Source organism: Klebsiella sp. GW_Kp181 (genome assembly GCF_040062315.1).
Lineage (GTDB): Bacteria > Pseudomonadota > Gammaproteobacteria > Enterobacterales > Enterobacteriaceae > Klebsiella > Klebsiella oxytoca.
In genome coordinates, this window is record NZ_JBEAFR010000054.1 from 121,821 (window position 1) to 146,010 (window position 24,190).

The following is a 24,190-nucleotide window of genomic DNA, read 5'->3' on the forward strand; positions in this document are numbered from 1 at the left end:
CCTCAAACTGAGAATAACGATGAATAAAACCTTACGTATTGCCGCCATCCCCGGCGATGGCATCGGTAAAGAAGTGCTGCCGGAAGGGGTGCGCGTACTGCAGGCCGCCGCCGAACGCTGGGGGCTGGCGTTAAGCTTCGAGCACTTCGAGTGGGCCAGCTGCGATTATTACGCCCAACACGGCACTATGATGCCCGAGGACTGGCACGCGCAGCTGAAAGGCTTTGATGCGATCTATTTCGGCGCGGTCGGCTGGCCGGATATCGTCCCGGATCATATCTCCCTCTGGGGCTCGTTGCTGAAGTTCCGCCGCGAATTCGACCAGTACGTCAACCTGCGTCCGGTGCGCCTGTTCCCCGGCGTCCCCTGCCCGCTGGCGGGTAAACAGCCCGGCGATATCGATTTCTACGTGGTTCGTGAAAACACCGAAGGCGAATATTCCGCTCTTGGCGGCCATGTGAATCCGGGAACCGAACATGAAGTGGTGATTCAGGAGTCGGTGTTTACCCGCCGCGGCGTTGACCGCATCCTGCGCTACGCTTTTGAGCTGGCGCAAAGCCGCCCGCGCAGAACCCTGACCTCGGCGACCAAATCTAACGGCCTCGCCATCAGCATGCCCTTCTGGGACCAGCGCGTCGAAGCGATGGCGCAGCAATACCCGGAGGTGAAATGGGATAAGCAGCATATTGATATTCTGTGCGCCCGTTTCGTCCTGCAGCCGGAGCGTTTTGACGTAGTGGTCGGCTCTAATCTGTTCGGCGATATCCTTTCCGATCTCGGCCCGGCCTGTACGGGCACCATCGGCATTGCCCCATCGGCAAACCTCAACCCGGATCGCACCTTTCCGTCGCTGTTTGAGGCGGTACACGGTTCGGCGCCGGATATCTACGGCAAAAATATCGCCAATCCGATTGCCACCATCTGGGCCGGCGCGATGATGCTCGACTTCCTCGGCAACGGTGACGCTCGCTACCAGGCCGCCCATGACGGCATTCTCGCGGCGATTGAGCAGACCATTGCCAGCGGACCAAAGACGCCGGATATGAAAGGCACCGCCTCCACCCAGCAGGTGGGCGAGGCCATTTGTCGGGCTATTGTTGAACAAAAGTAGCGCCGCCTCCGGGAGAGTTTCATGCAGCTACGGATATGTCTCTGAAACAACGTGTTATGCAGCGATGCCCTGGCCCCCGCTGAAATCGGCGAACCGGAGGACCGAAGACAAGGGCTGGCCGCCAGGGATGGCGGACAGAGGCGAATCGAGACACGACAAAATTGCCTGGAGCAATTTTGAACAGCGCTTGCGCTGGCCCCGTAGGGGCGAGTCCCAGGGATGGGACGAGTAATGTCGAGTTGAGCCGACCGCAGGCTGAGGGCCGGGAGGTGAGCGCAGTGCGCAGCACCGATTTCTTTGCGGGACCGCGGGGATTGTAAAGGGGGAGACGGTTTTCTCCCCCTTTACCCGTTCACGTTCGACGGAAATACATTTTCTGCCGAATAGCGGTGAACGGAATACGTATACATTCCCGGAGGCACCGGGCCCGGATATCCCGGGTCGCGGCGTAAACGCCTTACCCGGGCTACCGCCCCGCAGATCGCTGGAAACCCGTAGCCCCGGTAAGCGCAAGCGCCACCGGGGAGATTCTCCGGACCGAATTACAGCTCCAGCTCGCGCTGCAGCAGCGCCGCGATCGCCTCGCAGCTCTGCGCCGTCACCAGCGATTGCCGGAACTCTTCATGCATAATGCGCCGCGCCAGCCGCGAGAAAATACGCATATGCTGATCCCCCGCCGAATGCTTATTAAGCGTCAGCATAATCACAAACTGCGCCTCGTCGTCGCCCCACGCTACCGGCTGCGCCAGACGGGCGACGCTGATGGTCGACTGCTCGATATGCTCTGATTTACTGTGGGGAATGGCGAAGCTAAAGCCTAAGCCGGTAGAGAACACCGCTTCGCGAGCCCACAGATCGGCTTCCAGCTTACGCGGATAGCGGCAGCGCCCGGCCAGCAGCAGATTATCAGTCATGCCCTTAATGACCTCCTCTTTGCTACGCCAGTCGCTGTTCAGCGTAATGCACTGCGGAGTAATCAGCGGCGCGTCCTGCTGGGTCATGCGGAACTGGGCAAGCAGATGTTCTACCTCTAATGACGTACGGCACTGCATCGCCTGGTTAAGCAGCTGACGGCAGGCGCGGCTGTCAAGCTGCGCCAGACGCGCCTTGGTTGCCGGAATCGACGGCGCGCTCATGCTCAACTCATCCAGCCCCAGCCCCACCAGCAGCGGCAGCACCGAACCTTTAGCCCCCAGCTCGCCGCACAGGCCAATCCATTTCCCCTGACGATGCACCGCCTGAACCGCGTAATCCAGCGCGCGCAGAAAAGCCGGATTGAGGCTGTTGTAGTGGCGCGTCACCCTGGCGTTATCGCGATCCACCGCCAGCAGGTACTGGGTCAGGTCGTTGCTGCCGATACTAAAGAAATCAATCTCTTCGCAGCACTGATCGATGATAAACATCACCGACGGCACCTCAAGCATAATGCCCAGCGGGATCTTTTCATCAAACGGGATATGTTCGCTGCGCAGCGACTGTTTAGCATCCGCCAACTGCTCTTTGACCCATAAGATCTCTTCCATCGAGGAGATCATCGGGATCATGATTTTCAGCGCGCCGTGCGCGGAAGCGCGCAGAATCGCCCGCAGCTGAGTGCGGAACAGCGCCTGATACTCCTCATAAATACGTACCGCCCGGTAGCCGAGGAACGGGTTATTCTCCGCCGGGATGTTGAGGTAGGCCACAGGCTTGTCGCCGCCGATATCCATGGTGCGGATGATAATGCTGCGCCCGTTGGCCGGCTCCAGCGCCTGGCAAAAGATGTTATACAGCTCGTTTTCCGACGGCGCGCTGGGCCTGTCCATATAGAGCATCTCGGTGCGGAACAGTCCTACCGACTGCGCGCCGTTGTTGAAGGCCGCCGCCGCCTCTACCGAATGGGCGATGTTGGCCGCCACCTCCAGACGAATACCGTCTTCCGTTCGGCCCTCTTTATCCAGCCAGGCCTGCTGCTGGCGGCGGATTTGCGCCTGTACCCAGGCCTCCTGTTGATAGTAGCGCGCCACCGCTTCATCGGGATTCACCACCACCAGCCCGGCGTTACCGTCAATCTGTACCCGGCGATCGACCCACGGCAGCAGCGCCTCCATATCGACGCCCACCAGGGTGGGAATATTGAACGAACGCGCGAGGATCACCGTATGTGAAGTGGTGCCGCCGCTGCGCAGCAGCAGGCCTTTAAGCAGCGTTTTATCCAGTTCAAGAAACTGGCTGGGGGTGAGTTCATCGGCGAGGCAGATGGCCTCTTCGGTCAGCTTACCCGGTGCCGGAAAACGATCCTCACCGTAGATATGCTGCAGAAGCTGGAAGCACACATCGCGCACGTCCAGCACCCGCTCCTGCAAATAGCTATTGCCGGAAGCGCTAAACTGGGCGCAAAAATGTTCGCCGGTCGCGACCACCGCTTCAGCGCAGCTCAGACCGTTCAACAGCCCGTCCAGCAGATGCTGGCGCAGCGAGGCGTCGGTGGCCAGAGAGCGATGCGCCTCAAGGATCGCGCTGGCGGTACCGTCGTTATCCAGCAGGCGGAACTCAATATTTTTCACCAGCAGGGTCAGGCCCCTGTCCAGCGCCGCCTGTTCCTGTTCAATTGCGCCCGCTGCAGGCAGCGCGCCTGAATCACGCAGGTCGAGGGACTTAAGATGGGTGAGCCTGCCGCCCGCGCTGCCGGCGCAGACCGGCAGCGCGTGAAACAGGGTAGGATTAAGACGCGAGAGGGATTCAGGAACCGGCTGAACGGCCATTTGCTCCGCCGCCGGCAGCGGCGCATCGCAGTGCGGGAACTCGTCGGTGATGAACGCCGTCAGCGTATTAAACGCCTGCTGTTCATCTTCACCGCTGACAACAAGCTGGCAGCGGTCGCCCTTTAAGGTATTGGTGCCAATAATCCCCAGCGCGCTTTTGGCGTTTCCGCGTCCTTCTGTGCGGGTGTTTACCCATTCGACTGAAGATGAAAAAGTATTGCACAGCGTTTCTACCAGGCTTGCCGGACGCGCATGTACGCCGTTGGGCAAATCACATATGAATTCAATTACCAGAGCCATCGCCTTCCTCCTGAATAATGCGTATTAGCCAAAAGGTAAAGAAAGAAGCCGCCCGCCACTACACGATAAAAGTGGTAATTACTGGATAATTGTATGGCTGAATCTTTTTTATGCTCGTGGTCACAAATCGCCTCGTGAAGGGCATTAAAAACCCACCAGAACTAAGATTTGAGGTGGATCGCAATTTTCTCCTCGCCTTACAAATATCCAGTAAATGCACTTTTTCTCTACTATTTTATGCGCCGCCCTTTTTCTAATGTTGAGACATCAACTCAGTCACGGGCCACGCAGCGCTCAGGAGAAAAACAATGAACGAACTGGTGCAAATATTAAAAAATACCCGCCAGCACCTCATGACCGGGGTTTCACATATGATCCCGTTTGTCGTGTCCGGTGGGATCTTGCTGGCAGTCTCCGTCATGTTGTATGGCAAGGGCGCGGTGCCCGATGCCGCCACCGACCCTAACCTGAAAAAACTGTTTGATATCGGCGTCGCCGGTCTGACGCTAATGGTGCCATTTCTGGCGGCCTATATCGGCTACTCCATCTCCGACCGCGCGGCTCTGGCCCCCTGCGCCATCGGCGCCTGGGTCGGCAACAGCTTCGGCGCCGGTTTCTTCGGCGCGCTGATTGCCGGGATCATTGGCGGGCTGGTGGTTTACTACCTGAAGAAAATCCCGGTGCACAAGGTGCTGCGCTCGGTGATGCCCATCTTCGTTATCCCGATTATCGGCACCTTTATAACCGCCGGGATCATGATGTGGGGTCTCGGCGAGCCGATTGGCGCGCTGACCGCCAGTCTGACCGGCTGGCTGCAGGGCATGCGCGAAGGCAGCATCGTTATTCTCGCCATCATTATGGGTCTGATGCTGGCCTTCGACATGGGCGGTCCGGTGAATAAAGTCGCCTACGCCTTCATGCTGATTTGCGTTTCCCAGGGCGTTTACAGCGTTGTGGCCATCGCCGCCGTCGGTATCGCCGTGCCGCCGCTGGGCATGGGCCTGGCAACGCTGATTGGGCGTAAATATTTCTCCGCGGAAGAGCGCGAAACCGGGAAAGCCGCGCTGGTGATGGGCTGCGTTGGCGTGACCGAAGGCGCGATCCCCTTCGCCGCCGCCGACCCGCTGCGCGTTATCCCGGCCAATATGATCGGCGCCGCCGCCGGCTGCGTCACCGCCGCGCTGCTCGGCGCCCAGTGCTACGCCGGCTGGGGCGGGCTCATCGTTCTGCCGGTCGTCGAAGGTAAAGGCGGGTTTGTTGCCGGTCTGGCGGTCGGCGCCATCGTCAGCGCCGCCTGCGTTATTCTGCTCAAAGCCCTGGCGAAAAAGAAAACGTCAGACGCCAAAGCCGATGACGAGATGGATCTTGATTTCGAAATTAACTGAAACAGTGGAAGGAATATCGTATGACCAAAATTATCGCCGTTACCGCTTGCCCCTCTGGCGTTGCCCATACCTATATGGCCGCCGAATCGCTGGAGAGCGCCGCTAAAGCAAAAGGCTGGCAGGTCAAAGTCGAGACTCAGGGCTCCATCGGCATTGAGAACGAGCTGACCGCAGAAGACGTCGCCAGCGCCGATATGGTGATTCTGACCAAAGATATCGGCATTAAGTTTGAAGAACGCTTTGCCGGTAAAACCATTGTGCGCGTCAACATCAGCGATGCCGTGAAGCGCGCCGAAGCCATTATGAACAAAATCGACAGCCACCTTTCACAGAATGCCTGACTGAATGCCCGGGGCGCGCCCTGCGCCCCGCAAAATAACATGGAGTTTGTCATGACCAATCGCACTCAACGCTTAAAAGATCGTCTGTTCGCCAACCCGCGCGAAATCTCACTCGAGCGGGCGCTGCTCTACACCGCCAGCCATAAACAGACGGAGGGTGAGCCGGTAATGATCCGCCGGGCGAAAGCGACCGCATGGATCCTCGATCATGTGCAGATTTCGATTCGTGATGATGAACTGATTGCCGGCAACCGGACCATCAAGCCGCGCGCCGGAATTATGTCCCCGGAGATGGACCCCTACTGGCTGCTCAAGGAGCTGGACCAGTTCCCGACCCGCCCGCAGGACCGTTTCAATATCAGCGAAGAAGACAAGCGCATCTATCGCGAAGAGCTGTTCCCCTACTGGGAAAATCGCTCGATGAAGGACTTCATCAACGCCCAGATGACTGATGAAGTCAAAAACGCCGTCAGCACGCAGATTTTTAGCGTCAACCAGACCGATAAGGGCCAGGGACATATCATTATCGACTACCCTCGCCTGCTGGAAAACGGCCTCGCCGCGCTGGTGACGGAGATTAAGGCGGTGCGTCAGCAGCACCCGCAGAACAGTTTTTATCAGGCGGTGCTGATCCTGCTGGAAGCCTCCCAGCGCCATATTCTGCGCTATGCGGCCCTTGCCGATGAAATGGCCGCCGATTGTGCTGATGAACAGCGGCGCAAAGAGCTGGAGACCATCGCCAACATCTCCCGCCATAATGCGGTACACCGCCCGGAAGATTTCTGGCAGGCCTGCCAGCTCTTCTGGTATATGAACATCATTTTGCAGTATGAATCCAACGCCAGCTCTATCTCGCTGGGACGCTTTGACCAGTACATGCTGCCGTACTATCAGGCTTCGCTGAATCGCGGCCAGGATCCGCAGTTTCTTCAGGAGCTGCTGGAGTCGCTGTGGGTGAAGTGCAACGATATCGTTCTGCTACGCTCCACCAGCAGCGCGCGCTACTTTGCAGGCTTCCCGACCGGCTATACCGCGCTGCTCGGCGGCCTGACCGAGACCGGACGCAGCGCGGTCAATATTTTGTCGTTTCTGTCCCTCGACGCCTACCAGAACGTTCGACTGCCGCAGCCGAACCTTGGCGTACGCGTCAACGAGCTCATCGATCGTCCTTTCCTGCGCAAAACCGCCGAGACCATTCGCCTCGGTACCGGCATTCCGCAAATCTTTAATGATGAAGTGGTGATCCCGGCATTTCTCAACCGCGGCGTATCGCTGGAGGACGCGCGGGATTATTCGGTGGTTGGCTGCGTTGAGCTGTCGATCCCGGGGCGCACCTACGGCCTGCACGATATCGCCATGTTTAACCTGCTGAAGGTGATGGAAATCGTGATGCTGGAAAACGAAAGCAATCCTGATATCACCTGGGATGGGCTGATTAACCAGATCCGCGACAAGATTCGCTATTACATTAAGCTGATGGTGGAAGGCAGCAACATTTGCGATATCGGCCACCGCGACTGGGCGCCGGTTCCCCTGCTCTCTTCTTTTATTGAGGATTGCGTGCAGCACGGTCAGGATATTACCGCAGGCGGCGCGCGCTATAACTTCTCCGGGGTCCAGGGCATCGGCATTGCTAACCTCAGCGACTCGCTGCACGCGCTAAAAGGGATGGTTTTTGAGCAAAAACGGCTCAGCTTCGCTGAACTTATCGCAGTGCTGAAAGCCAATTTCCAGACGCCGGAAGGGGAAAAAATTCGCGCTCGCCTGATCAACCGCTTCGAGAAATACGGCAACGATATTGACGAAGTGGACAACATCAGCGCCGATCTACTGCGCTTTTACTGCAAAGAGGTAGAACAATACCAGAACCCGCGCGGCGGTCAGTTTACGCCGGGTTCCTATACCGTCTCTGCCCACGTGCCGCTCGGTTCGGTCGTCGGCGCCACCCCGGACGGACGCCTGGCGGGAGAACAGCTGGCGGACGGCGGGCTGTCGCCGATGCTCGGCCAGGACGTTCAGGGACCGACCGCGGTGCTCAAGTCGGTCAGCAAGCTGGATAACTTTCTGCTCTCCAACGGTACGCTGCTGAACGTCAAATTCACCCCGGCAACGCTTGCCGGCGACAGCGGCCTGAATAAGCTGGCCGACTTCCTGCAGGCATTCACCAGGCTGAGGCTACAGCATATTCAGTTCAACGTGGTCAATGCCGATACGCTGCGCGAAGCCCAGCAGCGGCCGCAGGATTTTGCCGGTCTGGTGGTGCGCGTTGCGGGTTACAGCGCCTTTTTCGTTGAGCTGTCGCAGGAGATTCAGGATGACATTATCCGCCGCACCGCGCATCAGCTGTGAGGTCATGGAAACGCGCGCCGATGAGGCGCGCATTTTTAACATCCAGCGCTACTCTTTGAATGACGGTCAGGGGATCCGCACCGTGGTGTTTTTTAAGGGCTGCCCGCATACCTGTCCGTGGTGCGCTAATCCGGAGTCGATCTCGCCGAAAATTCAGACCGTACGCCGGGAGAGCAAGTGCCTGCGCTGCTCGCGCTGCCAGCAGGACGTGGTCGAGTGCCCCTCCGGCGCGTGGGAGCAGATTGGCCGCGATGTTACCCTCGATCATCTGCTTAAAGAGGTGCTGAAGGATGAGATCTTCTTCCGCGCCTCGGGCGGCGGCGTGACCCTGTCGGGCGGCGAAGTCCTGATGCAGGCCGAATTTGCCGCGCGTTTTCTGCGCCGCTTGCGCGAATGGGGGATCAGAACGGCGATTGAAACAGCTGGCGATACCGCGTTCAGCCGCTTTTTTCCGCTGGCTCAGGCGTGCGACGAAGTGCTGTTCGACCTGAAAATCATGGATGAAACGCTGGCCCGGGAGCAGCTGCGGATGAATATGCCGCGGGTGCTGGATAACTTCACCCGTCTGGTCGAAGCCCAAATCCCGCTTATTCCCCGGGTGCCGCTGATTCCGGGATTTACGCTTAACGAAGAGAATTTCCGCCAGATCCTGGCGTTTTTGGCCCCCTTTAAGCTGCGCGAAATTCATCTTCTGCCGTTCCATCAGTTCGGCGAACCAAAATATCATTTACTGGGAAAAAAATGGTCGATGTCGATGATTAAGGCCCCTGCAGAATCTGAGATTCAGCCATTCAAGACGCTGGCCGAACGGGCCGGTTTTAGCGTGACCATTGGCGGATAACGCCTGGAGGATGCTATGGATTTCAATATCGTTGCCGTCACGGCCTGCGTCAGCGGCGTCGCTCACACTTATATGGCGGCCGAACGCCTGGAAAAGGTCGGCCACCATGAGAAATGGAATATCAAAATAGAAACCCAGGGCGCGCTGGGGGTTGAGAACAAAATTACCGCTGACGATATTGCCCATGCCGATGTCGTACTGCTGGTGACGGATATTGAAATTGACGATGCCAGACGCTTCAACGGCATCCGCACCATTAAGACCAGCATCAAAACTTTTCTGCTGCAGCCGCAGCAGATCGTCGACGCGGTGAAATGCATTATGAAAAAACCGGTGGTTTATATTGAGATCCCTTGAGAGCGGGAAATCCCGGAGGCGGCGCGATGCGCCTGTCCGGGCTACCGGTGCTCAGCGATTTTGTAGCCCGGACAGGTGCGCAGCACCGCCTCCGGGAACACCGTGTTTCGGCAATTTAATTTACGCCACCCCCAGCAGCCATTTCTGCGCGGGGGTCAAACGGCTGGCGGTTTCCGGCGTCAGCCAGCGCTGCTGATCCTGCTGCGCGGTATCCGCTCTGTCGATATATAAGCCGTGCAGCACCCGCCTTCTGCTGCCGACGCGGTTGCGCGTCCCGCCGTGCCAGGCGTGGGCGTTATAAATCATCACGCTGCCCGCCGGCGCGGCGAACACCACTTCATCAGGATGCGCCAGCTCCGGGTCGTCCAGCACCTCTTCCGGCAGCTCCGGACGCAAATGGGTGCCGGGGATAATGCGCGGTGCGCCGTTTTCAGCGCTCAGGTCATCGATAGCCCATATCGTATTCACCAGATGTACTTTCGGAAAGTCAGGACGCGGTTTTTTCCAGTCCGCATGCAGCGGCTGATGGCCGCCGTTAAACAACGCTTCCCGCGCGTTCAGGCTGGAGACTTTAAAATCGCCCTGAAAAATATACCGGCAGGCGGAAAGTATCAGCGGATGCGACCAGACCTTTTCCCAAATCACCCCTTTATTAATCAGGTTGGCAATGCGCGTGGCGGTCGCTTCCTGGTGGTGTTCAATGGCCAGACTGTCGCCCTCTCTCTCGACGATGGCGTCGATAAGCTCGCGCATCGCCGCCAGCCACTCCGCGTCCACCACGTTATGCACGACGGTGTAGCCCAGGGTATCCAGTTCCTGTTTCATTGTCGGGCTCAGCGCAACATTCGCCCCCAGCGCATCCAGATAAACCGCAGATTGTTGTTCCATATTTCTATTCCTTAACTTATCGATAACACAAAACAAACTCTAATCTGCACCGACCGGGAATACATGAGGCCAAAACTACGAAAAACTGGACAAGCGTACGCGAGGAAGAAAAGTGTGATGGCTATCAAAATCCAGCTTTTTTCCTCTTTCTGTAGGGCAAACATTCGCGACCCAGCCTGACACAGAACAAATCACCACTGATAAAATAGATTATAATCAACAAGATAATTGTTCTCTTCTAAGGCGTACGGAATGATTGACGATCTGGCGGATATTTTAAATCGTTTAGTAAATCAGAAAGATAATCTGCACGTCAGATTCCCCGACCCGGATATCTCCGAGCCTGCGCTGGCGTTTAAAGTGCCCTTTCCGCGGCTGGAAATTGTGCTTGAGGGTGAGCTTAAGGAGAGCGGGCTGCCGCTATCGGAGACGATGCTCTCCGCCTCGCAGGTGCTCTACGTTCAGGCGGGCAAGTGGACGCTGCCGGAGTGGACCGGGCCAGCATCGACGTTAAGCATCCTCTTTGGCCGCCAGAAGCTCGGATTCTGCGTTCAGTACTGGGACGGCAAGCAGCTGCGCACGGAAAAGCAGAACGTTGCCCGCCTCGGGCCCCGCGTCGGCTCCTATCTGCTGCTATCGCTTAATGAAATCTGCCTGCAGCCGGATCCGGTGACCGCCAGGCTGGTGGTCGCGGCCCTGTTAAGCCACTGCCTTGAGCAGCTGGTGGGGCTGGAGATGCGCGTCAGCCGCAGTCGCGATCTGTTTCTGGCGGTGCAGGACTATCTCGAAGAGCATCTCAGCCAGCCCCTGACCCGCGAGTCGGTGGCGAAACGCTTTCATATTACGCCCAATTACCTGTCGCATATTTTCCAAAAATCCGGCTCCGTCGGTTTTAATGAGTTTCTCACCAGCGTACGCCTGGAAAAGGCCAAAAAGCTGCTGCGCGGCTACGATCTCAAGGTAAAAGAGATCGCCCACAACTGCGGGTTCGTCGACAGCAACTATTTTTGCCGGGTGTTTAAACGCTACACCGAGCGTTCGCCATCAGAATATCGTCGCCACTGCCGCAGCGCGCAGCAGGGCTGACTCAGACGGCCCACTCGACCCGCCCGCGACCGTTATTTTTGGCCTTATAGAGGGCGTCATCGACCTTTTTAATGAACAGGTTTTGCGGTTCCCCTTTGTTACGCAGACCAACGCCGATACTGATCGACAGCGGATGGTCGTGGTTGATCAGGATCGCCCGGGCGTTTTGCAGAATAGCCTGCGCCAGTTCATCCACTTCCTGCGCCGTCATTCCGTCGACAATAATGGCAAACTCTTCGCCGCCAATCCTCGAAGGCAGCACCTTATCGCTGGTGAGCTTAGCCAGCTGCTTACCGAGAGCAAAGAGGACTTCGTCCCCCACCAGATGGCCCCAGGTGTCATTAATTTTCTTGAAGTAATCGATATCGACAATCATTAGCCCCAGCCTGCGTCCCTCCTTCTCGCGGATGGTGTCGATAAAGAAGCGACGGTTAGGCAGTTGGGTCAGCTCATCCTTTAATGATTGGGAACGCGCATCAACGTACAGCAGATTGATGCGCTCAATAATTTTGTAGACCCCGACTGCGCTCAGCAGCATGCCGGACAGGCGCAGCAGATCTTCGCAGTAGTACCCCATCCAGCGCGGCTGGTGAAAGATTTCATCCATCAGATCGAACGTACCGCCGGCAATCCACAGCAGCAGTCCGTAGCGTACCCAGTTAACCGCCACGTGATTCATGCGCACTTTGGTGGAGCTCCAGAGCATAAACAGCAGAAATAGCAGCGCCAGCAGATCGATATACATTCCGGGATTAATCAAAATTTCGCGCCACGGCCCCAGCGGCGACGAGATATACGCGCACAGTCCGGTCACGGCGACGATGGCCAGCAGCGCCGGTAGAATATGGGTGCGGGAGATTGAAGATGAGGGTTGAATATGGATGTTTTTCTCGCGTTCGGGCATGGTCAGGTCTCTTAACAGCGCGGCTTGCCAGACTTTTAGCATAACAGCGCAGAGCGATTGAGCGAACTTTAAAGGCGCGCAGCCTGACGATGCGCAGCAGCGAGCAGAAGAGAGTGGACTGACCCCGCGGAATGTTCCAACCTACTACCAATCCATGGCGACGAAGTCAGTGGCGCGAATAATAAAGAGTTAACGCTACGAGGATGTGGCAATCGGTGCTGGGGGAAAGGCCTTTTCTGGACTCCGGGAGCGGTCTTCCATTTTTAGCCCGATGGCCGATGCTGAAGGGGCTGACTCTGCTATGCAAACAAGGCAGTGCTGATGCAGTTTATAACGCTCTGGTCCGCCGCAGACTCAGCCTCAAGGCTATCTCGAACTATCAGCTTCAACGTTAACGCTGACGTTCAGTCTCTTCGCCTCCATGGTTATTATCTTCCGGGCAAGGGCCCTGTCGCCGCCGTGCACCCGATCTATCAGCGCCTGGACGATTGTCATCATAAGAAAGTGCTGATTAGCCGGACAGAAATCGGTCATATCAATCCCGCAATCCGCCAGCTGCTGGTGCGCATCGCGCTCTGTCTGCGCAATAAGGTCAGTCACTTGCTCTTTCATTTGTTCGACGCGCGCAAAAACCACGCGATTAATGATTTCGATTTGCTCAGGTGTAAAATTTTTGTCCATTATTATGCTCTCATCACAGTCTGAAGTAATTAATCAGCCAACCAGCCTCAACCCTTTCGCCACCACTCTTTTGAACTCTTCACAATGAACAGGCTCCGGCTGCGTGCAGCGCGCTGCGTGCTTCAGCCCGCGGCTTAACAGCTGCAGCTTGCGCACGGTGGCATCAATCTCTTTCGCCCGCTGGAGGAGCAGCCCCCGGTCAATCGTGACCCCGGCTTGCGAACCAAACATCGCGGCAAGTTCATCCAGCGTAAACCCTGCCGCCTGCCCCAACGTAATGAGCTGCAGTTTATTGAGCACATTTTGGTGATATTGCCGTCGTAAACCGTTACGGCCAACAGGCTGAATTAATCCTTTTTTTTCGTAATAACGCAGCGCGGAGGGATTTATGCCAGAAAGATCGGCAATTTCCCGGATATCGAGGGCTTTCATGGTTGACTTAAACCTCGCTTCAAGTTGCACACTGGCTACCAGCCTGACATGCATTGGAAAAGGAGTACACCCTGGAGACGATGATGGTAGTAAAAACGGTCATAACGGGTATTGGCGCGACGCTGATAATGGATCTCTGGTCATTCGGCCAAAAATACCTGCTCAAGCTGCCGCCGCTAAACTATGCGCTGGTGGGTCGCTGGATTGCATGGCTTTTCAGAGGAAAGCTTTGCCATAATACCATCGCTTCCACGCCGGCATTGCGTGGAGAGAGCGTTATCGGCTGGGTGTTTCACTACCTGACCGGGGCCATTTTTGCTTTTGTCCCGCTGGCATTGAACGGAACCGTCTGGTTAAACGAGCCGACGCTGACGGCAGGCCTGCTGGCAGGCGTGCTAACGTTATTTGCGCCGTTCTTGATTCTTCAACCCGCATTGGGCTTTGGTGTGGCGGCGTCGCGTACCTCGCGCCCGTGGCTGGCTCGCTTGCTGAGCGTGCTTACGCACCTGGCCTGGGGATGCGGGCTTTATATCGCGGCTATGGTTAGCAGAGCATGAGGCCAGGGCGCTTTTCCGCTCAGCTTTGACGACGATGAAACTCGACGTTAAGCCAGCGGGCAAAAGCCAGAATCCTTTTTTCAAAGTCGGCCAGGTCTCCCTGAGGTTCATGACTCACTGCCAGCAGGTAATCCATGTCATCAGCTTTTTCAGGATAGCGGGCAATGAGCTTACCATGGTGCTCAGCAAGGGTGTCCGGCCAGTCTTTGTCGTACTCACTACGCAGGATACTGGTTGCGCGGATGATTTTGCGTGCGGCAGCGCGCTGCAGCTGTAACCCTTCATTCTTATCCGCGGATGAGCGTATTTGTGCCATGAATTTTTCCAGTACCGGCAGGAAATCCCCATTTACGGCAACGGCGATAGCTTTTGCCGGTTTAAAGGGAGCAAACCGGCGGCTCAGATCTTCGCCGTACACGCAGACGCAATGATGTTTAAGCCAGTATCCCCAGCTCAGCGTATGATCCGGGTGCAGGACTTGCGGCAGCACACCGCAATCAAAATCGATTTTACTGACAACCGGATAGTTCTTTTCCAGTTCACGCTTAATCTCAGCGAGCCGCGCCGCTGCGGCCCGATCGGGGCGATCGTGGAATATCACGCTCATGTCGAGATCGGACTTGCCGGGCGTTGCTCGTCCTTGCGCCACGCTACCGTAAACATAAAGGCTATGCATCAGTTCAGGGAAGCACCGGGTTAGCGTTGCCACGACCCCGTCCACTACGCGGGCGAATTCGGGCTGCATTGCGTTCACTTTTGGCAGGGCAATGTCGCCATTGCGATCGACGGCCATTCTTTCTCCTGTTTACTGACGGTATGCCCGCAACAACCTGCGGGCGGTACGTTGGCGACTGACGTGCAAACAATATTATCTCGCGTTCGCCTTTCGCGCTTACCCAACGGGCTGCATTAATCAATAAACGCGATCCTCATTCAGCTTAGCCGGAGTGCGTGAACAATCGCTGGCGCGCATTGCCGCATAGAGGGAGCATAGCTCCTGCAGGCTTTTGGTTCCCATACGCTTCATCAGCCGGGTACGCTGGACGCTGACCGTAGAGGGGCTAACCCCACGGATACGGGCAATATCATCCAGGGAATGGCCGCGCAAACTGAGCCGCATAATCTGTCGCTCGGCATGGGTAAAATTCAACCTGGCGGGCAAATAGGCCACGCTTTGGTTCTGCGCCGAGAACAGGCGCATCACCCTTAACGCCTGATGCAGCTCGTCTACCGTCAACCGCTCAGCTAAACAGAGCTTTAACAGGCCCGGAAACAGGCGGTTGATCGCCTCAAAATGGCGTTCGGAGGTGATGAAGATGGCGTAGTGCTCCGGCGGGTGGCGGAAGAAAAGAGCATAGATCTCCTGAATATCCATCCCATGGGTGACGTACATACAGGCCGCATCGCTCTCTGCCTCCGTTCCCGCCTCATCGCTAAGCGCCTGCAGTATCTTTTCTACTCCATAAATAAATACACGATCCTTTCCATAAATGGTCATCTTGTAGCCCCGAGGTCACCGTCTTTTATTATCCTTCCACATGGACGCGTTTTTGTGAGTGTTATGTCGTCAGTCAGGCAGATCAATACCGCGAGCCTATCCGTTTAGCTTTTGTTTAACTAAAGCACATCGCAAGCATTAGCCCCGATTTAACCATTGATACCGCCGGAATATTTTTTAATTTTTAACAAAATAAACCCTTAAAAATATAGGAATAAGATTACCGTTAATTCAATTAAAGCCGTGCATAGACCAGAAATAAAACACCAAAAACACCGCAACCCCATGATTATAAATGTTAATTTTCTTTAGGATTATCTTTATAAATGTAATAAAAATTATTTAATCACTCTTTTAAATATTCCGATCTTGATCTCAAAACATCATTTCATTTTGTGTAAAAGTTATTTTCAATAAAATCACAAGCAGTACAAACTCGTCATCACCGGGGAATAAAGAATAATGTGTGGTGAATCCCCCTAAGCGGCGGGGTCATGCTGAATAGAGGAATACCCTCATCGACGTTTCGTTTTTATAGACGGATCAGGAAGTCAGCGCCTGATTCACCGGGAGGCACCCGGCACCACACAACCATTTAAAAATTTCATTTGTATCGTTCTGCCTGCTTTACGGCAGGTCATTTCTTGTACCTTTGGAAAATAAAAAAAGTAGAGGCACCCTATGTTTCGCTCATTATTATTAGTCACAATTCCTTTCATCAGTATTGCTGCTCACGCGGTGACCTTTGATTATCGTCATGAAACGAATGACAAAGCCGGGAACAATCATAAAGATCGTCTGTTGATGTCTCACCGTTTTGCCAATGGCTTTGGCTTATCGCTGGAAGGAAAATGGAAAGGATCGCAAGATAAAAATAAAGCCTATGATGAAACCGTGAGTAACGGCACCGAAGTGGTGGCGAGCTACGTGCATAAAATAAATAAGACCTTCCAGATTGAGCCCGGCTTCTCTCTGGATACCAGTTCGTCCTCAAATAACTATCGGCCCTATCTGCGCGGTAAAGCGAATCTGACCGACGATCTCAGCGCCTCATTGCGCTATCGCCCTTACTACAAGCGCAATTCAGGCAATATTGGCACGTCTAAAGACACCTCGGAGAACGGCTATAATCTGACCAGCGTTATTTCCTGGAAATTCCTCAAAGATTATCAACTGGATTATGAGCTGGACTATAAAAAAGCCAACTCCGCCGGGGTTATTTTAGCGGATAACGAAAGCTATGACTGGACCCATGATTTTAAGCTGACCTATAAATTTGATAAAAACTGGTCTCCTTATATGGCCATCGGCAACGTTTCCGGTAGTAAATCCACCGATGAACGCCAAACGCGTTATCGCGTTGGCGTGAAATATTCCTTCTGATAACGTCCTGTCAGTCAGATAAAAAATAAATAAGGGTTTAATTAAACCCTTATTTTCATTAAGAGGAAAATAATGAAGATTGCAAAAATCACCCTGGCATTGGGCGTTCTGAGTCTCTTCTCACTGAATGCGGGTGCCCAGGAGAACGAGCGCCTGAGCAGCGTAAAGCAGTTCGCCGACGTCGTGCTGGACAAAGCAAGCGATCGGTACGGGCATCACTCTCCCCTGCTGGCTAATGGCGTGGACCCACGCACCGGCAAACAAATGGAATGGGTATTTCCGGACGGTAAAGTGACCGTGCTGTCGAACTTCTCTGCCCAGCAAAACTTGATGCGGGTGCTGGTAGGGTTAAGCAACCTGACCGGCGAAACAAAATATAAACAGCGGGTCGCGGAGAATATACGCTACTACTTTGACCACTATCAGGATGCGAGCGGGCTGCTGCTATGGGGAGGGCATCGTTTTGTTGATTTAAAAACGCTGCAGCCTCAAGGCCCAAGTGAAAAAGAGCGGGTTCATGAACTTAAGAATGCCTATCCCTATTACGACATGATGTTTGCCGTCGATGACCAGGCGACCGCGCGCTTTATCAAGGCTTTCTGGAATGCCCATGTTTACGACTGGAAAACGCTGGAAACCAGCCGCCACGGGGAGTACGGCAAACCGATGGGCGCGCTCTGGCAAAGTGATTTTGTCCAACAGCCGCCCTTTTTCGCCACCAAAGGTCTGAGCTTTCTCAATGCCGGCAACGACCTGATCTACTCCGCATCGCTGCTGTATCAATACGATGGTGACGCTGGCGCACTGACGTGGGCAAAACGGCTGGCCGAACAGTACGTTCTGCCGCGAGATAAGAAGACCGGGCTGGGCGTATACCAGTTTACCCAACCGTTAAAACGCGCCGATACCAGCGATGACAGCGACACGCATTCGAAATACGGCGACCGCGCGCAGCGTCAGTTTGGCCCGGAACTGGGCCCGGACGCGCTGGAAGGCAATATGCTGCTTAAGGGCCGAACCAGTACGCTCTATTCAGAAAATGCGCTGATGCAGCTTGCCCTGGCAAAATCGCTCGGCAAAGACGGTGACGATCTCAAAAAATGGACTCTTGATGGCCTCAAGGCCTTCGCGACCTACGCTTACGATGAGCAGAATAATACCTTCCGCCCGATGCTGGCCAACGGCACGGATCTCTCCGACTACGCGTTAAAACGCGATGGCTATTATGGAAAAAAAGGGACGGTGCTCAAAGCCTATCCGGCGGGAAATGAATTTCTTCTCTCCTATGCCCGCGCCTGGACGCTTGAACCGGATCATGCCATCTGGAAGGTCGCCCGCGGCATCGCGAAAGGCCAGGGGTTAGGCGATATCGGTGAACCCGGCGGCACAAACCGCAGGCTGAATAGCCAAACGGAGAATCATCAGCCGTATGCGATTTTCGCGCTTATCGACCTGTGGCAGGCCACCGGGCAGGGGGATTATTTGACGCTGGCGGATCGCATCGGCGCGAACATCATCAACAAGCAGCGCCTCAACGGCTTTTTTGTCGATGTTCCTGAGGCAGAATATGCCAGTATCGATAGTATCGCCCCCTATGCGCTTCTCGCCCTGGAAGCCGCCTTCCGCAACACGCCGGACGCGGTCGCTCCGTTCCTGAACGGCGCTGGATTCACGGAAGGCGCTTATCGGATGGCTGACGGAACCGTGCGCTACTCCACCCGAGATGACGAGCTGTTCAGGCTCAGACCCGGTGAGCAGCTGAAACCGAACGGCAAAAAATAAAACTGGCCCCCATCGCCACCGGTGGGGGACCGTACCGCGACGGGACAGCCCGGCGCTTACTTCCCGGCTGCCAGCGCCGTCACCGCGCGAAAATAGGCCTCAATCGCCAGCGCCACATCGTCGGCGGTGACCGACTCGGCAGGATGATGACTGATGCCGCCTTTACAGCGGACAAAAAGCATCGCGGACGGCCAACGTTCAGCCATGGCGATAGCGTCATGTCCGGCGCCGCTCGGCAGGGTCAGCGAACGCCCCTGCACCGCCTGCACCGCCTCGCTCAGTACCTGCTGCAATCCGCTATCGCAGGCGGTGGCGGCAATGCGGTAAAACTCTTCCGCGCTAAACTGCAGCTGGCGATGGGCGGCAATCGCCTGTGCCCCCGTCAGCAGCGTCTCGAGCAGCGCCTCGAGCGGCTGGTCGTGCGGTCCGCGAATATCCAGAGTTAGCGTAACGTCGCCGGGGATAACGTTAACCGCGCCGGGCGCGCAGCGCAGCGTGCCCACCGTGGCGACCAGGTTTCCGCCCTGCTGGCGGGTCAGAGACTCTATCAGCACCATCCACTCGGCGGCGGCGGCCAGCGCATCTTTCCGATGGCTCATCGGTACGGTCCCGGCGTGTCCCGCCTCGCCGGTAAAGCGGCAGTTCAGCCGACGCGCGCCGTTAATCGCTTCCACTACGCCTAAGGCCAGTCCTTCCTGCTCCAGGCACGGCCCCTGCTCGATATGCAGTTCCAGATACGCGGCGATCTCCTCCTGGCTGCGGGCGGCCAGGTGAATGCGCGCCGGATCCAGCCCGGCCAGCACCATCGCCTGCGCCACGCTGACGCCATCGGCATCGGTCTGCGCCAGCCAGCTCTCAGGCCAGGTACCGGTCAGCCCGCGGCTGCCAAGCAGCGTAATGCCGAAACGCGTCCCCTCTTCATCGCAAAAGCCGACAATCTCAATGGCTTTTTTCAGCCGTCGCCCCTGTTGATGCAGGCGATGCACTACCTCAATCGCCGCCAGGACGCCGAGCATACCGTCATAGCGCCCGGCGTTGCGCACCGTATCAAGATGCGACCCCAGCAGGATGGCCGGCGCGCCCTCCTGCTCACCCTCATAGCGACCGCAAATATTGCCGACGCTGTCCTGCCAGACGGTCATCCCGGCCTGGGTCATCCACAGCGCCGCCCGCTGGTTAGCCGCAAGATGCTGTGGGGAGAGATAAACCCGGGTCAGGGCGTCCGGCGTTTCGCTGATCGCCGCCAGCTCATCGGCGCGGGCCAACACCCGGGCCGCAGCCTGCTGCATATCCGCCTGCTGGCGTTGTGCTTGACTCATTGCGCGCTCTCGCTGCGATAGTGATCCCACGCGGCCTGCATCGCGGCGCCCTGAGTGGTCGGGAATTTGAGATAGTTAAGTACCGACTCCAGCGCGCTGAGCGTGGTCATCACGCAATCCTTACGCGCGTTGTAGCCCATGGTGCCGATACGCCACACTTTGCCGTGCAGCGGGCCGAACGAAGTGCCGATTTCAATGCCGAAATCTTCCAGCATCAACTTGCGTGCCTGGTCGCCGTTTATCCCCTGTGGGATAACGACGCCAAGCACATTGTTCATCTTGTGTTTCAGGTCACCGAAGGTCTCCAGCCCCATCGCCTGAATGCCTTTTAGCAGCGCATCGCCGTGCAGCTTATGGCGGGCAATGCCGTTATCCAGCCCCTCCTGGAGGATCAGACGCGCGCATTCGCGGGCGCCGAACAGCGCGGTAGTGGCCTCGGTATGGTGGTTAAGGCGCTCTGGTCCCCAGTAGTCCATCACCATGCCGAGATCGAAATAGTTGGAGTAGATCATCTCCTCGTCGCCGTCGCGGTGGGCATCGGTGCGAATCCCTTCTTCGACGCATTTGCGGCGGCGAATCGCCTCCTCCATGCGCGCGCTGAGGGTAATCGGCGAGGTGCCGGACGGGCCGCCGAGGCATTTTTGCATCCCCGCCGAGACCGCGTCCAGCTGCCAGGCATCGGTTTCCAGCGGGTTGCCGCCCAGCGAAGCGGTGGCGTCGGTGTAAAACAGCACGTCGTAGCGGCGGCAGATCTCCCCCAGCTCCGCCAGCGGCTGCAGCATAGTGGTCGACGTGTCGCCCTGCACCGTCAGCAGCAGGCGCGGACGAATACGTTTGATGGCATCCTCCACCTGGTCCGGAGTAAACACCTCACCCCACGGCACTTCAATGGTGTGCACTTCCGCCCGACAGCGGCGGGCGATTTCGCACAGCAGATGGCCGAAGCGGCCAAATACCGGCACCAGCACCTTGTCCCCCGGCCGAATAGCCGAAACCAGGATCGCCTCAATCCCGGCCCTTGAGGTTCCATCCACCAGCATCGTCCAGCGGTTTTCGGTACGAAATACGCCGCGGTAGAGCGCCATCACTTCGTTCATATAATGGGTCATCGCCGGGTCGTACTGGCCGATCAGCTGGCTCGACATGGCGCGCAGCACGCGCGGGTCGGCGTTAATCGGGCCTGGCCCCATCAGCAGACGCGCCGGCGGATTGAGTTGCGGAAACTGTGTCATGTCCATTTTTGATTCCTTATTGATTTAAGCCGCGCACGGATGAAATAAACTGCTTCAGTTCGCTGGTCTGCGGGTTAGCGAACAGCGTTTTGCTGTCCCCCTGCTCCCAGACGCGCCCCTGATGCATAAACACCACGCGGTCGCCCACTTCGCGGGCAAAATTCATTTCATGGGTCACGAGAATCAGCGTCATGCCCTCCGCCGCCAGCTGCTCCAGCACTTTAAGCACTTCGCCAACCAGCTCGGGATCCAGCGCCGAGGTGATCTCGTCACAGAGTAAAACTTTTGGCGACATCGCCAGCGCACGGGCAATCGCCACGCGCTGCTGCTGACCGCCGGAAAGACTGGACGGGTAGTAATCCAGCCGGTCGCCAAGCCCGACCTTTTCCAGCATCCGCTGGGCCAGCTCCCGACACTCGGCGGCGCTCTTCTTCAGCACCCGACGCGGCGCCAGCATCACGTTTTCCAGCGCCGTCATATGCGGGAACAGGTTAAAGTTCTGGAACACCATGCCGATAGAGCGGCTGATCTCCCGCGCCTGCGAGTCGCGGTCGGTAATAGTCATCCCGCCGAGCTTAATGCTGCCATCCTGATAGCCTTCCAGGCCGTTGATGCAGCGCAGCAGCGTACTTTTGCCGGACCCGCTGCGGCCGATAATCGAGATCACTTCGCCCATATCGATATCCAGATCGACGCCCTTGAGCACGTGATTATCGCCGTAATACTTCTGCATCTGATTAATGGTGATGAGAGGCATTGAATTTGTTCTCCAGATAACGGCTGTAGCGGGACAGCGGATAACACAGAATGAAATAGCCCAGCGCCACCAGCGCGAAGACTTTAAACGGCTGATACGTCACGTTGGTCAGCATGGTGCCCGCTTTGGTCAGCTCAACGAAGCCGATAATCGACGCCAGCGCCGTGCCCTTAATCACCTGCACGGCAAACCCCACCGTCGGGGCGATGGCGATCCGCAGCGCCTGCGGCGCAACGACCCGATAGAGCGTCTGGCCAAAGCTCAGCCCCAGACAGCGCGATGCTTCCCACTGCCCTTTTGGCAGCGCGCGGATGCTGCCAAACCAGATATCGAGCAAAAACGCGCTGGTATACAGCGTCAGCGCCAGCGATGCCGCGGTCCACGCTGAAACATCGATGCCGAACAGCGCCACGCCGAAAAAGGCAAGAAACAGCTGCATCAGCAGCGGCGTTCCCTGAAACAGCTCAACATAGCCGCGGATCAGGCGCTTTATCTGACGCCCGCCGGTCATGCGCAGCAGCAGCAGCGGCAGCGTGACCAGCGCGCCGCCGAGAAACGCCACCAGCGACAGCAGCACCGTCCAGCGCCCGGCCAGCAGCAGATTGCGAACAATGTCCCAATCGGTAAAGGTGGTCATCATGCCTGCACCCCCAGCCATTTTCGTCCTGCCGCCATCAGCAGCTGGCGCATCGTTATCGACAGCACCAAATAAATTCCTGTCGTCACCAGGTAGACCTCAAAGCTGAGGAAGGTGCGCGACTGGATCAGGTTAGCGGCAAAGGTCAGCTCTTCATAAGAGACCTGCGACACTACCGACGAACCGAGCATGACGATGATGCACTGGCTCACCAGCGCCGGATAAATGCGCTGCAGCGCAGGCGGCAGAATCACCTGAATAAAGGTCTGCGTCCGGGTCAGCCCCAGCACGCGCCCTGCTTCCCACTGCCCCTTCGGCGTGACCTGAATACCGGCGCGCACGATCTCGGTACTGTAGGCCCCAAGATTGACCACCATCGCCAGCAGCGCGGCCTCGCCCGCCGTCATCTTTAGCCCCAGGTTCGGTAAGCCGAAGACGATAAAAAACAGCTGTACCACAAATGGCGTGTTGCGAATCAATTCGACATACCCGCCCCAAATCCGGCTGAACCACGTGGGCCGCCCGCTGCGGATGGCGGCGCCGAAGATGCCAATCGTCAGGCCACCGAGCGTCGCCAGCACCGTTAGCTGGATGGTCACCCACAGCCCCGCCAGCAGCTCCGGCCAGTGCGGCCAGAGCGCAGAGAAATGAAGTTGCTCCGTCATGCCCGGACCTTATGCGCCGAGGCTGGCAGGCAGCGGCGCTTTCAGCCATTTCTCGGAAAGGCCGTTGAGAGTGCCGTCTTTTACCCCCTGCTCAATCAGCGCATCCACTTTCGCCTTCAGGGCCGGTTGGTTCTTTTTCAGACCAATAAAGCACGGCGAATCTTTCAGCATAAAGCTCGGCACCGGCGCTTTATCGGCGTTCTGCCGGGCGATGGCCGCCACCACCAGGTTACCGGTAGCCACATACTGCACCTGACCGGAAAGGTACGCCGACAGCGTGGTGTTGTTGTCTTCGTAGCGCTTAATCTGCGCCTCTTTCGGCGCCACGCTGGTCAGCACCATGTCTTCCACCGCGCCGCGGGTTACGCCAACGCTTTTACCGCTCAGCGCCGCCGGGTCTTTCAGCTCAGCGCCTTTCGCGCCAAATACGCCGAGAAAGAACGGCGCGTAGGCCCGGCTAAAATCGATCACCTTCTCGCGCTCGGCGTTTTTACCCAGGCTGGAAATCACCAGATCTACCTTATCAGTTTGCAGATAAGGCACGCGATTGGCGCTGGTCACCGGTACCAGCTGCAGCTTGAGCTTCATCTCTTTGGCAAGATAGCGCGCCATATCGATGTCGTAGCCCTGCGGCTGAAGGTCGGTGCCCACCGAGCCAAACGGCGGGAAATCCTGCGGCACCGCAATGCGGATCACGCCGCGTTTTTCGATATCCTGCAGCTGGTCAGCTTTCGCCGCCGAGAGGTGGGTTAACAGACAAGCGGCCCCGGCCAGCGCGATCAACAGTTTCTTCATGATATTTACCCGTTACGTTAGCATGAAACAAAAGATTCTTTAAAGTCACTTTTGCAACTAATGTGCCAGATAAATTTATGCACTGCGCCATCGGCAACGCTTCGCTTAAAGGCCAGTAAAACAAGAGAAAGAGAAGAGTAAAGAGG

At 56.8% G+C, this 24,190-nt stretch carries 23 protein-coding genes; 10 read left to right on the top strand and 13 right to left on the bottom strand.

The genetic code is table 11. The features are described from left to right. Positions 1–19: 19 nt before the first annotated feature. Positions 20–1,111: a tartrate dehydrogenase gene (locus ABLV11_RS12720; protein WP_016807388.1), complete on the top strand. Its 1,092-nt coding sequence runs from the start codon at positions 20–22 to the stop codon at positions 1,109–1,111. A gap of 542 nt (positions 1,112–1,653) precedes the next feature. Here ABLV11_RS12720 and ptsP read toward each other — a convergent pair. Continuing rightward, positions 1,654–4,155: a phosphoenolpyruvate--protein phosphotransferase gene (gene ptsP / locus ABLV11_RS12725; RefSeq protein WP_049593328.1), complete on the bottom strand. Its 2,502-nt coding sequence runs from the start codon at positions 4,153–4,155 to the stop codon at positions 1,654–1,656. Between the two features lie 308 nt (positions 4,156–4,463). Between ptsP and ABLV11_RS12730 the strand changes: the two genes are divergently transcribed. From ABLV11_RS12730 to ABLV11_RS12750, 5 genes are read left to right on the top strand one after another with little or no spacing between them, the layout of a single operon-like run. Beyond that, positions 4,464–5,540: a PTS fructose transporter subunit EIIC gene (locus tag ABLV11_RS12730; RefSeq protein WP_004100940.1), complete on the top strand. Its 1,077-nt coding sequence runs from the start codon at positions 4,464–4,466 to the stop codon at positions 5,538–5,540. A 20-nt stretch (positions 5,541–5,560) separates the two neighbouring features. After that, on the top strand, positions 5,561–5,881 hold the full coding sequence (locus ABLV11_RS12735; RefSeq protein ID WP_004100938.1) for a PTS fructose-like transporter subunit IIB: 321 nt from the start codon (positions 5,561–5,563) through the stop codon (positions 5,879–5,881). 51 nt (positions 5,882–5,932) lie between these two features. Next, the gene (locus ABLV11_RS12740; RefSeq protein ID WP_004112053.1) at positions 5,933–8,230 is read left to right on the top strand and encodes a formate C-acetyltransferase; all 2,298 of its coding nucleotides are present in this window, start codon (positions 5,933–5,935) and stop codon (positions 8,228–8,230) included. After that, positions 8,196–9,071, top strand: a complete 876-nt coding sequence (locus tag ABLV11_RS12745) for a [formate-C-acetyltransferase]-activating enzyme (protein ID WP_126488897.1) — start codon at positions 8,196–8,198, stop codon at positions 9,069–9,071. The genes ABLV11_RS12740 and ABLV11_RS12745 overlap by 35 nt, the downstream gene beginning before the upstream one ends. 15 nt (positions 9,072–9,086) lie before the next feature. After that, positions 9,087–9,428: a PTS fructose-like transporter subunit IIB gene (locus tag ABLV11_RS12750; protein WP_049593331.1), complete on the top strand. Its 342-nt coding sequence runs from the start codon at positions 9,087–9,089 to the stop codon at positions 9,426–9,428. 120 nt (positions 9,429–9,548) lie between these two features. On the opposite strand, the gene ABLV11_RS12755 is transcribed toward ABLV11_RS12750, so the two are convergent. Next, entirely contained in the window at positions 9,549–10,316 is a 768-nt protein-coding gene (locus ABLV11_RS12755) for a phytanoyl-CoA dioxygenase family protein (RefSeq protein WP_004100928.1), read from the bottom strand. Positions 10,317–10,568: 252 nt separating this feature from the next. On the opposite strand from ABLV11_RS12755, the gene ABLV11_RS12760 reads away from it, so the two are divergent. After that, positions 10,569–11,402, top strand: coding sequence for an AraC family transcriptional regulator (locus tag ABLV11_RS12760; RefSeq protein WP_004112046.1), 834 nt, complete (start codon positions 10,569–10,571; stop codon positions 11,400–11,402). Between the two features lies 1 nt (position 11,403). Here the strand turns inward: ABLV11_RS12760 and ABLV11_RS12765 are convergent, their stop codons facing one another. From ABLV11_RS12765 to ABLV11_RS12775, 3 genes are all read right to left on the bottom strand, one after another. Beyond that, the gene (locus ABLV11_RS12765) at positions 11,404–12,306 is read right to left on the bottom strand and encodes a GGDEF domain-containing protein (RefSeq protein ID WP_024274011.1); all 903 of its coding nucleotides are present in this window, start codon (positions 12,304–12,306) and stop codon (positions 11,404–11,406) included. A gap of 366 nt (positions 12,307–12,672) precedes the next feature. Next, positions 12,673–12,987 carry a hypothetical protein gene (locus tag ABLV11_RS12770; protein WP_004100922.1) on the bottom strand — a complete coding sequence of 105 codons (315 nt, stop codon included), beginning with the start codon at positions 12,985–12,987 and terminating at the stop codon, positions 12,673–12,675. Between the two features lie 33 nt (positions 12,988–13,020). Continuing rightward, positions 13,021–13,419 carry a MerR family transcriptional regulator gene (locus tag ABLV11_RS12775; RefSeq protein ID WP_017146155.1) on the bottom strand — a complete coding sequence of 133 codons (399 nt, stop codon included), beginning with the start codon at positions 13,417–13,419 and terminating at the stop codon, positions 13,021–13,023. A gap of 83 nt (positions 13,420–13,502) precedes the next feature. Between ABLV11_RS12775 and ABLV11_RS12780 the strand changes: the two genes are divergently transcribed. Continuing rightward, positions 13,503–13,976 (top strand): DUF2938 family protein, encoded by a 474-nt coding sequence (locus tag ABLV11_RS12780; protein WP_126489706.1) that lies wholly within the window; start codon positions 13,503–13,505, stop codon positions 13,974–13,976. Positions 13,977–13,995: 19 nt separating this feature from the next. Here the strand turns inward: ABLV11_RS12780 and ABLV11_RS12785 are convergent, their stop codons facing one another. Beyond that, positions 13,996–14,769: a nucleotidyltransferase domain-containing protein gene (locus ABLV11_RS12785; protein WP_126488896.1), complete on the bottom strand. Its 774-nt coding sequence runs from the start codon at positions 14,767–14,769 to the stop codon at positions 13,996–13,998. Between the two features lie 120 nt (positions 14,770–14,889). After that, positions 14,890–15,474: a LuxR C-terminal-related transcriptional regulator gene (locus tag ABLV11_RS12790; RefSeq protein WP_126488895.1), complete on the bottom strand. Its 585-nt coding sequence runs from the start codon at positions 15,472–15,474 to the stop codon at positions 14,890–14,892. 681 nt (positions 15,475–16,155) lie between these two features. Here ABLV11_RS12790 and ABLV11_RS12795 point away from each other — a divergent pair. Both ABLV11_RS12795 and ABLV11_RS12800 read left to right on the top strand, forming a co-directional pair. Then, positions 16,156–16,857: an oligogalacturonate-specific porin KdgM family protein gene (locus ABLV11_RS12795; protein ID WP_004100915.1), complete on the top strand. Its 702-nt coding sequence runs from the start codon at positions 16,156–16,158 to the stop codon at positions 16,855–16,857. 72 nt (positions 16,858–16,929) lie between these two features. Then, complete coding sequence (locus ABLV11_RS12800; protein WP_348855328.1) at positions 16,930–18,639, top strand: pectate lyase; 1,710 nt, start codon at positions 16,930–16,932, stop codon at positions 18,637–18,639. A gap of 56 nt (positions 18,640–18,695) precedes the next feature. Here the strand turns inward: ABLV11_RS12800 and hpxK are convergent, their stop codons facing one another. The 6 genes from hpxK to ABLV11_RS12830 are packed head-to-tail and all read right to left on the bottom strand — an operon-like array spanning position 18,696 to position 24,044. After that, a complete protein-coding gene (hpxK, locus tag ABLV11_RS12805) occupies positions 18,696–19,958 on the bottom strand; it encodes an allantoate amidohydrolase (protein WP_023320687.1) in 1,263 nt (420 codons plus the stop codon). Continuing rightward, complete coding sequence (locus tag ABLV11_RS12810) at positions 19,955–21,196, bottom strand: alanine--glyoxylate aminotransferase family protein (RefSeq protein ID WP_004100908.1); 1,242 nt, start codon at positions 21,194–21,196, stop codon at positions 19,955–19,957. The genes hpxK and ABLV11_RS12810 overlap by 4 nt, the downstream gene beginning before the upstream one ends. A 10-nt stretch (positions 21,197–21,206) precedes the next feature. Then, entirely contained in the window at positions 21,207–21,947 is a 741-nt protein-coding gene (locus ABLV11_RS12815) for an amino acid ABC transporter ATP-binding protein (protein ID WP_004100907.1), read from the bottom strand. Next, positions 21,928–22,584, bottom strand: a complete 657-nt coding sequence (locus ABLV11_RS12820) for an amino acid ABC transporter permease (RefSeq protein WP_032704835.1) — start codon at positions 22,582–22,584, stop codon at positions 21,928–21,930. Before ABLV11_RS12820 ends, ABLV11_RS12815 begins: the two co-directional genes overlap by 20 nt. Further along, positions 22,584–23,249, bottom strand: coding sequence for an amino acid ABC transporter permease (locus ABLV11_RS12825; RefSeq protein ID WP_004100905.1), 666 nt, complete (start codon positions 23,247–23,249; stop codon positions 22,584–22,586). Before ABLV11_RS12825 ends, ABLV11_RS12820 begins: the two co-directional genes overlap by 1 nt. A gap of 9 nt (positions 23,250–23,258) precedes the next feature. Beyond that, a complete protein-coding gene (locus ABLV11_RS12830) occupies positions 23,259–24,044 on the bottom strand; it encodes a transporter substrate-binding domain-containing protein (RefSeq protein WP_004100904.1) in 786 nt (261 codons plus the stop codon). Positions 24,045–24,190 lie beyond the last annotated feature (146 nt).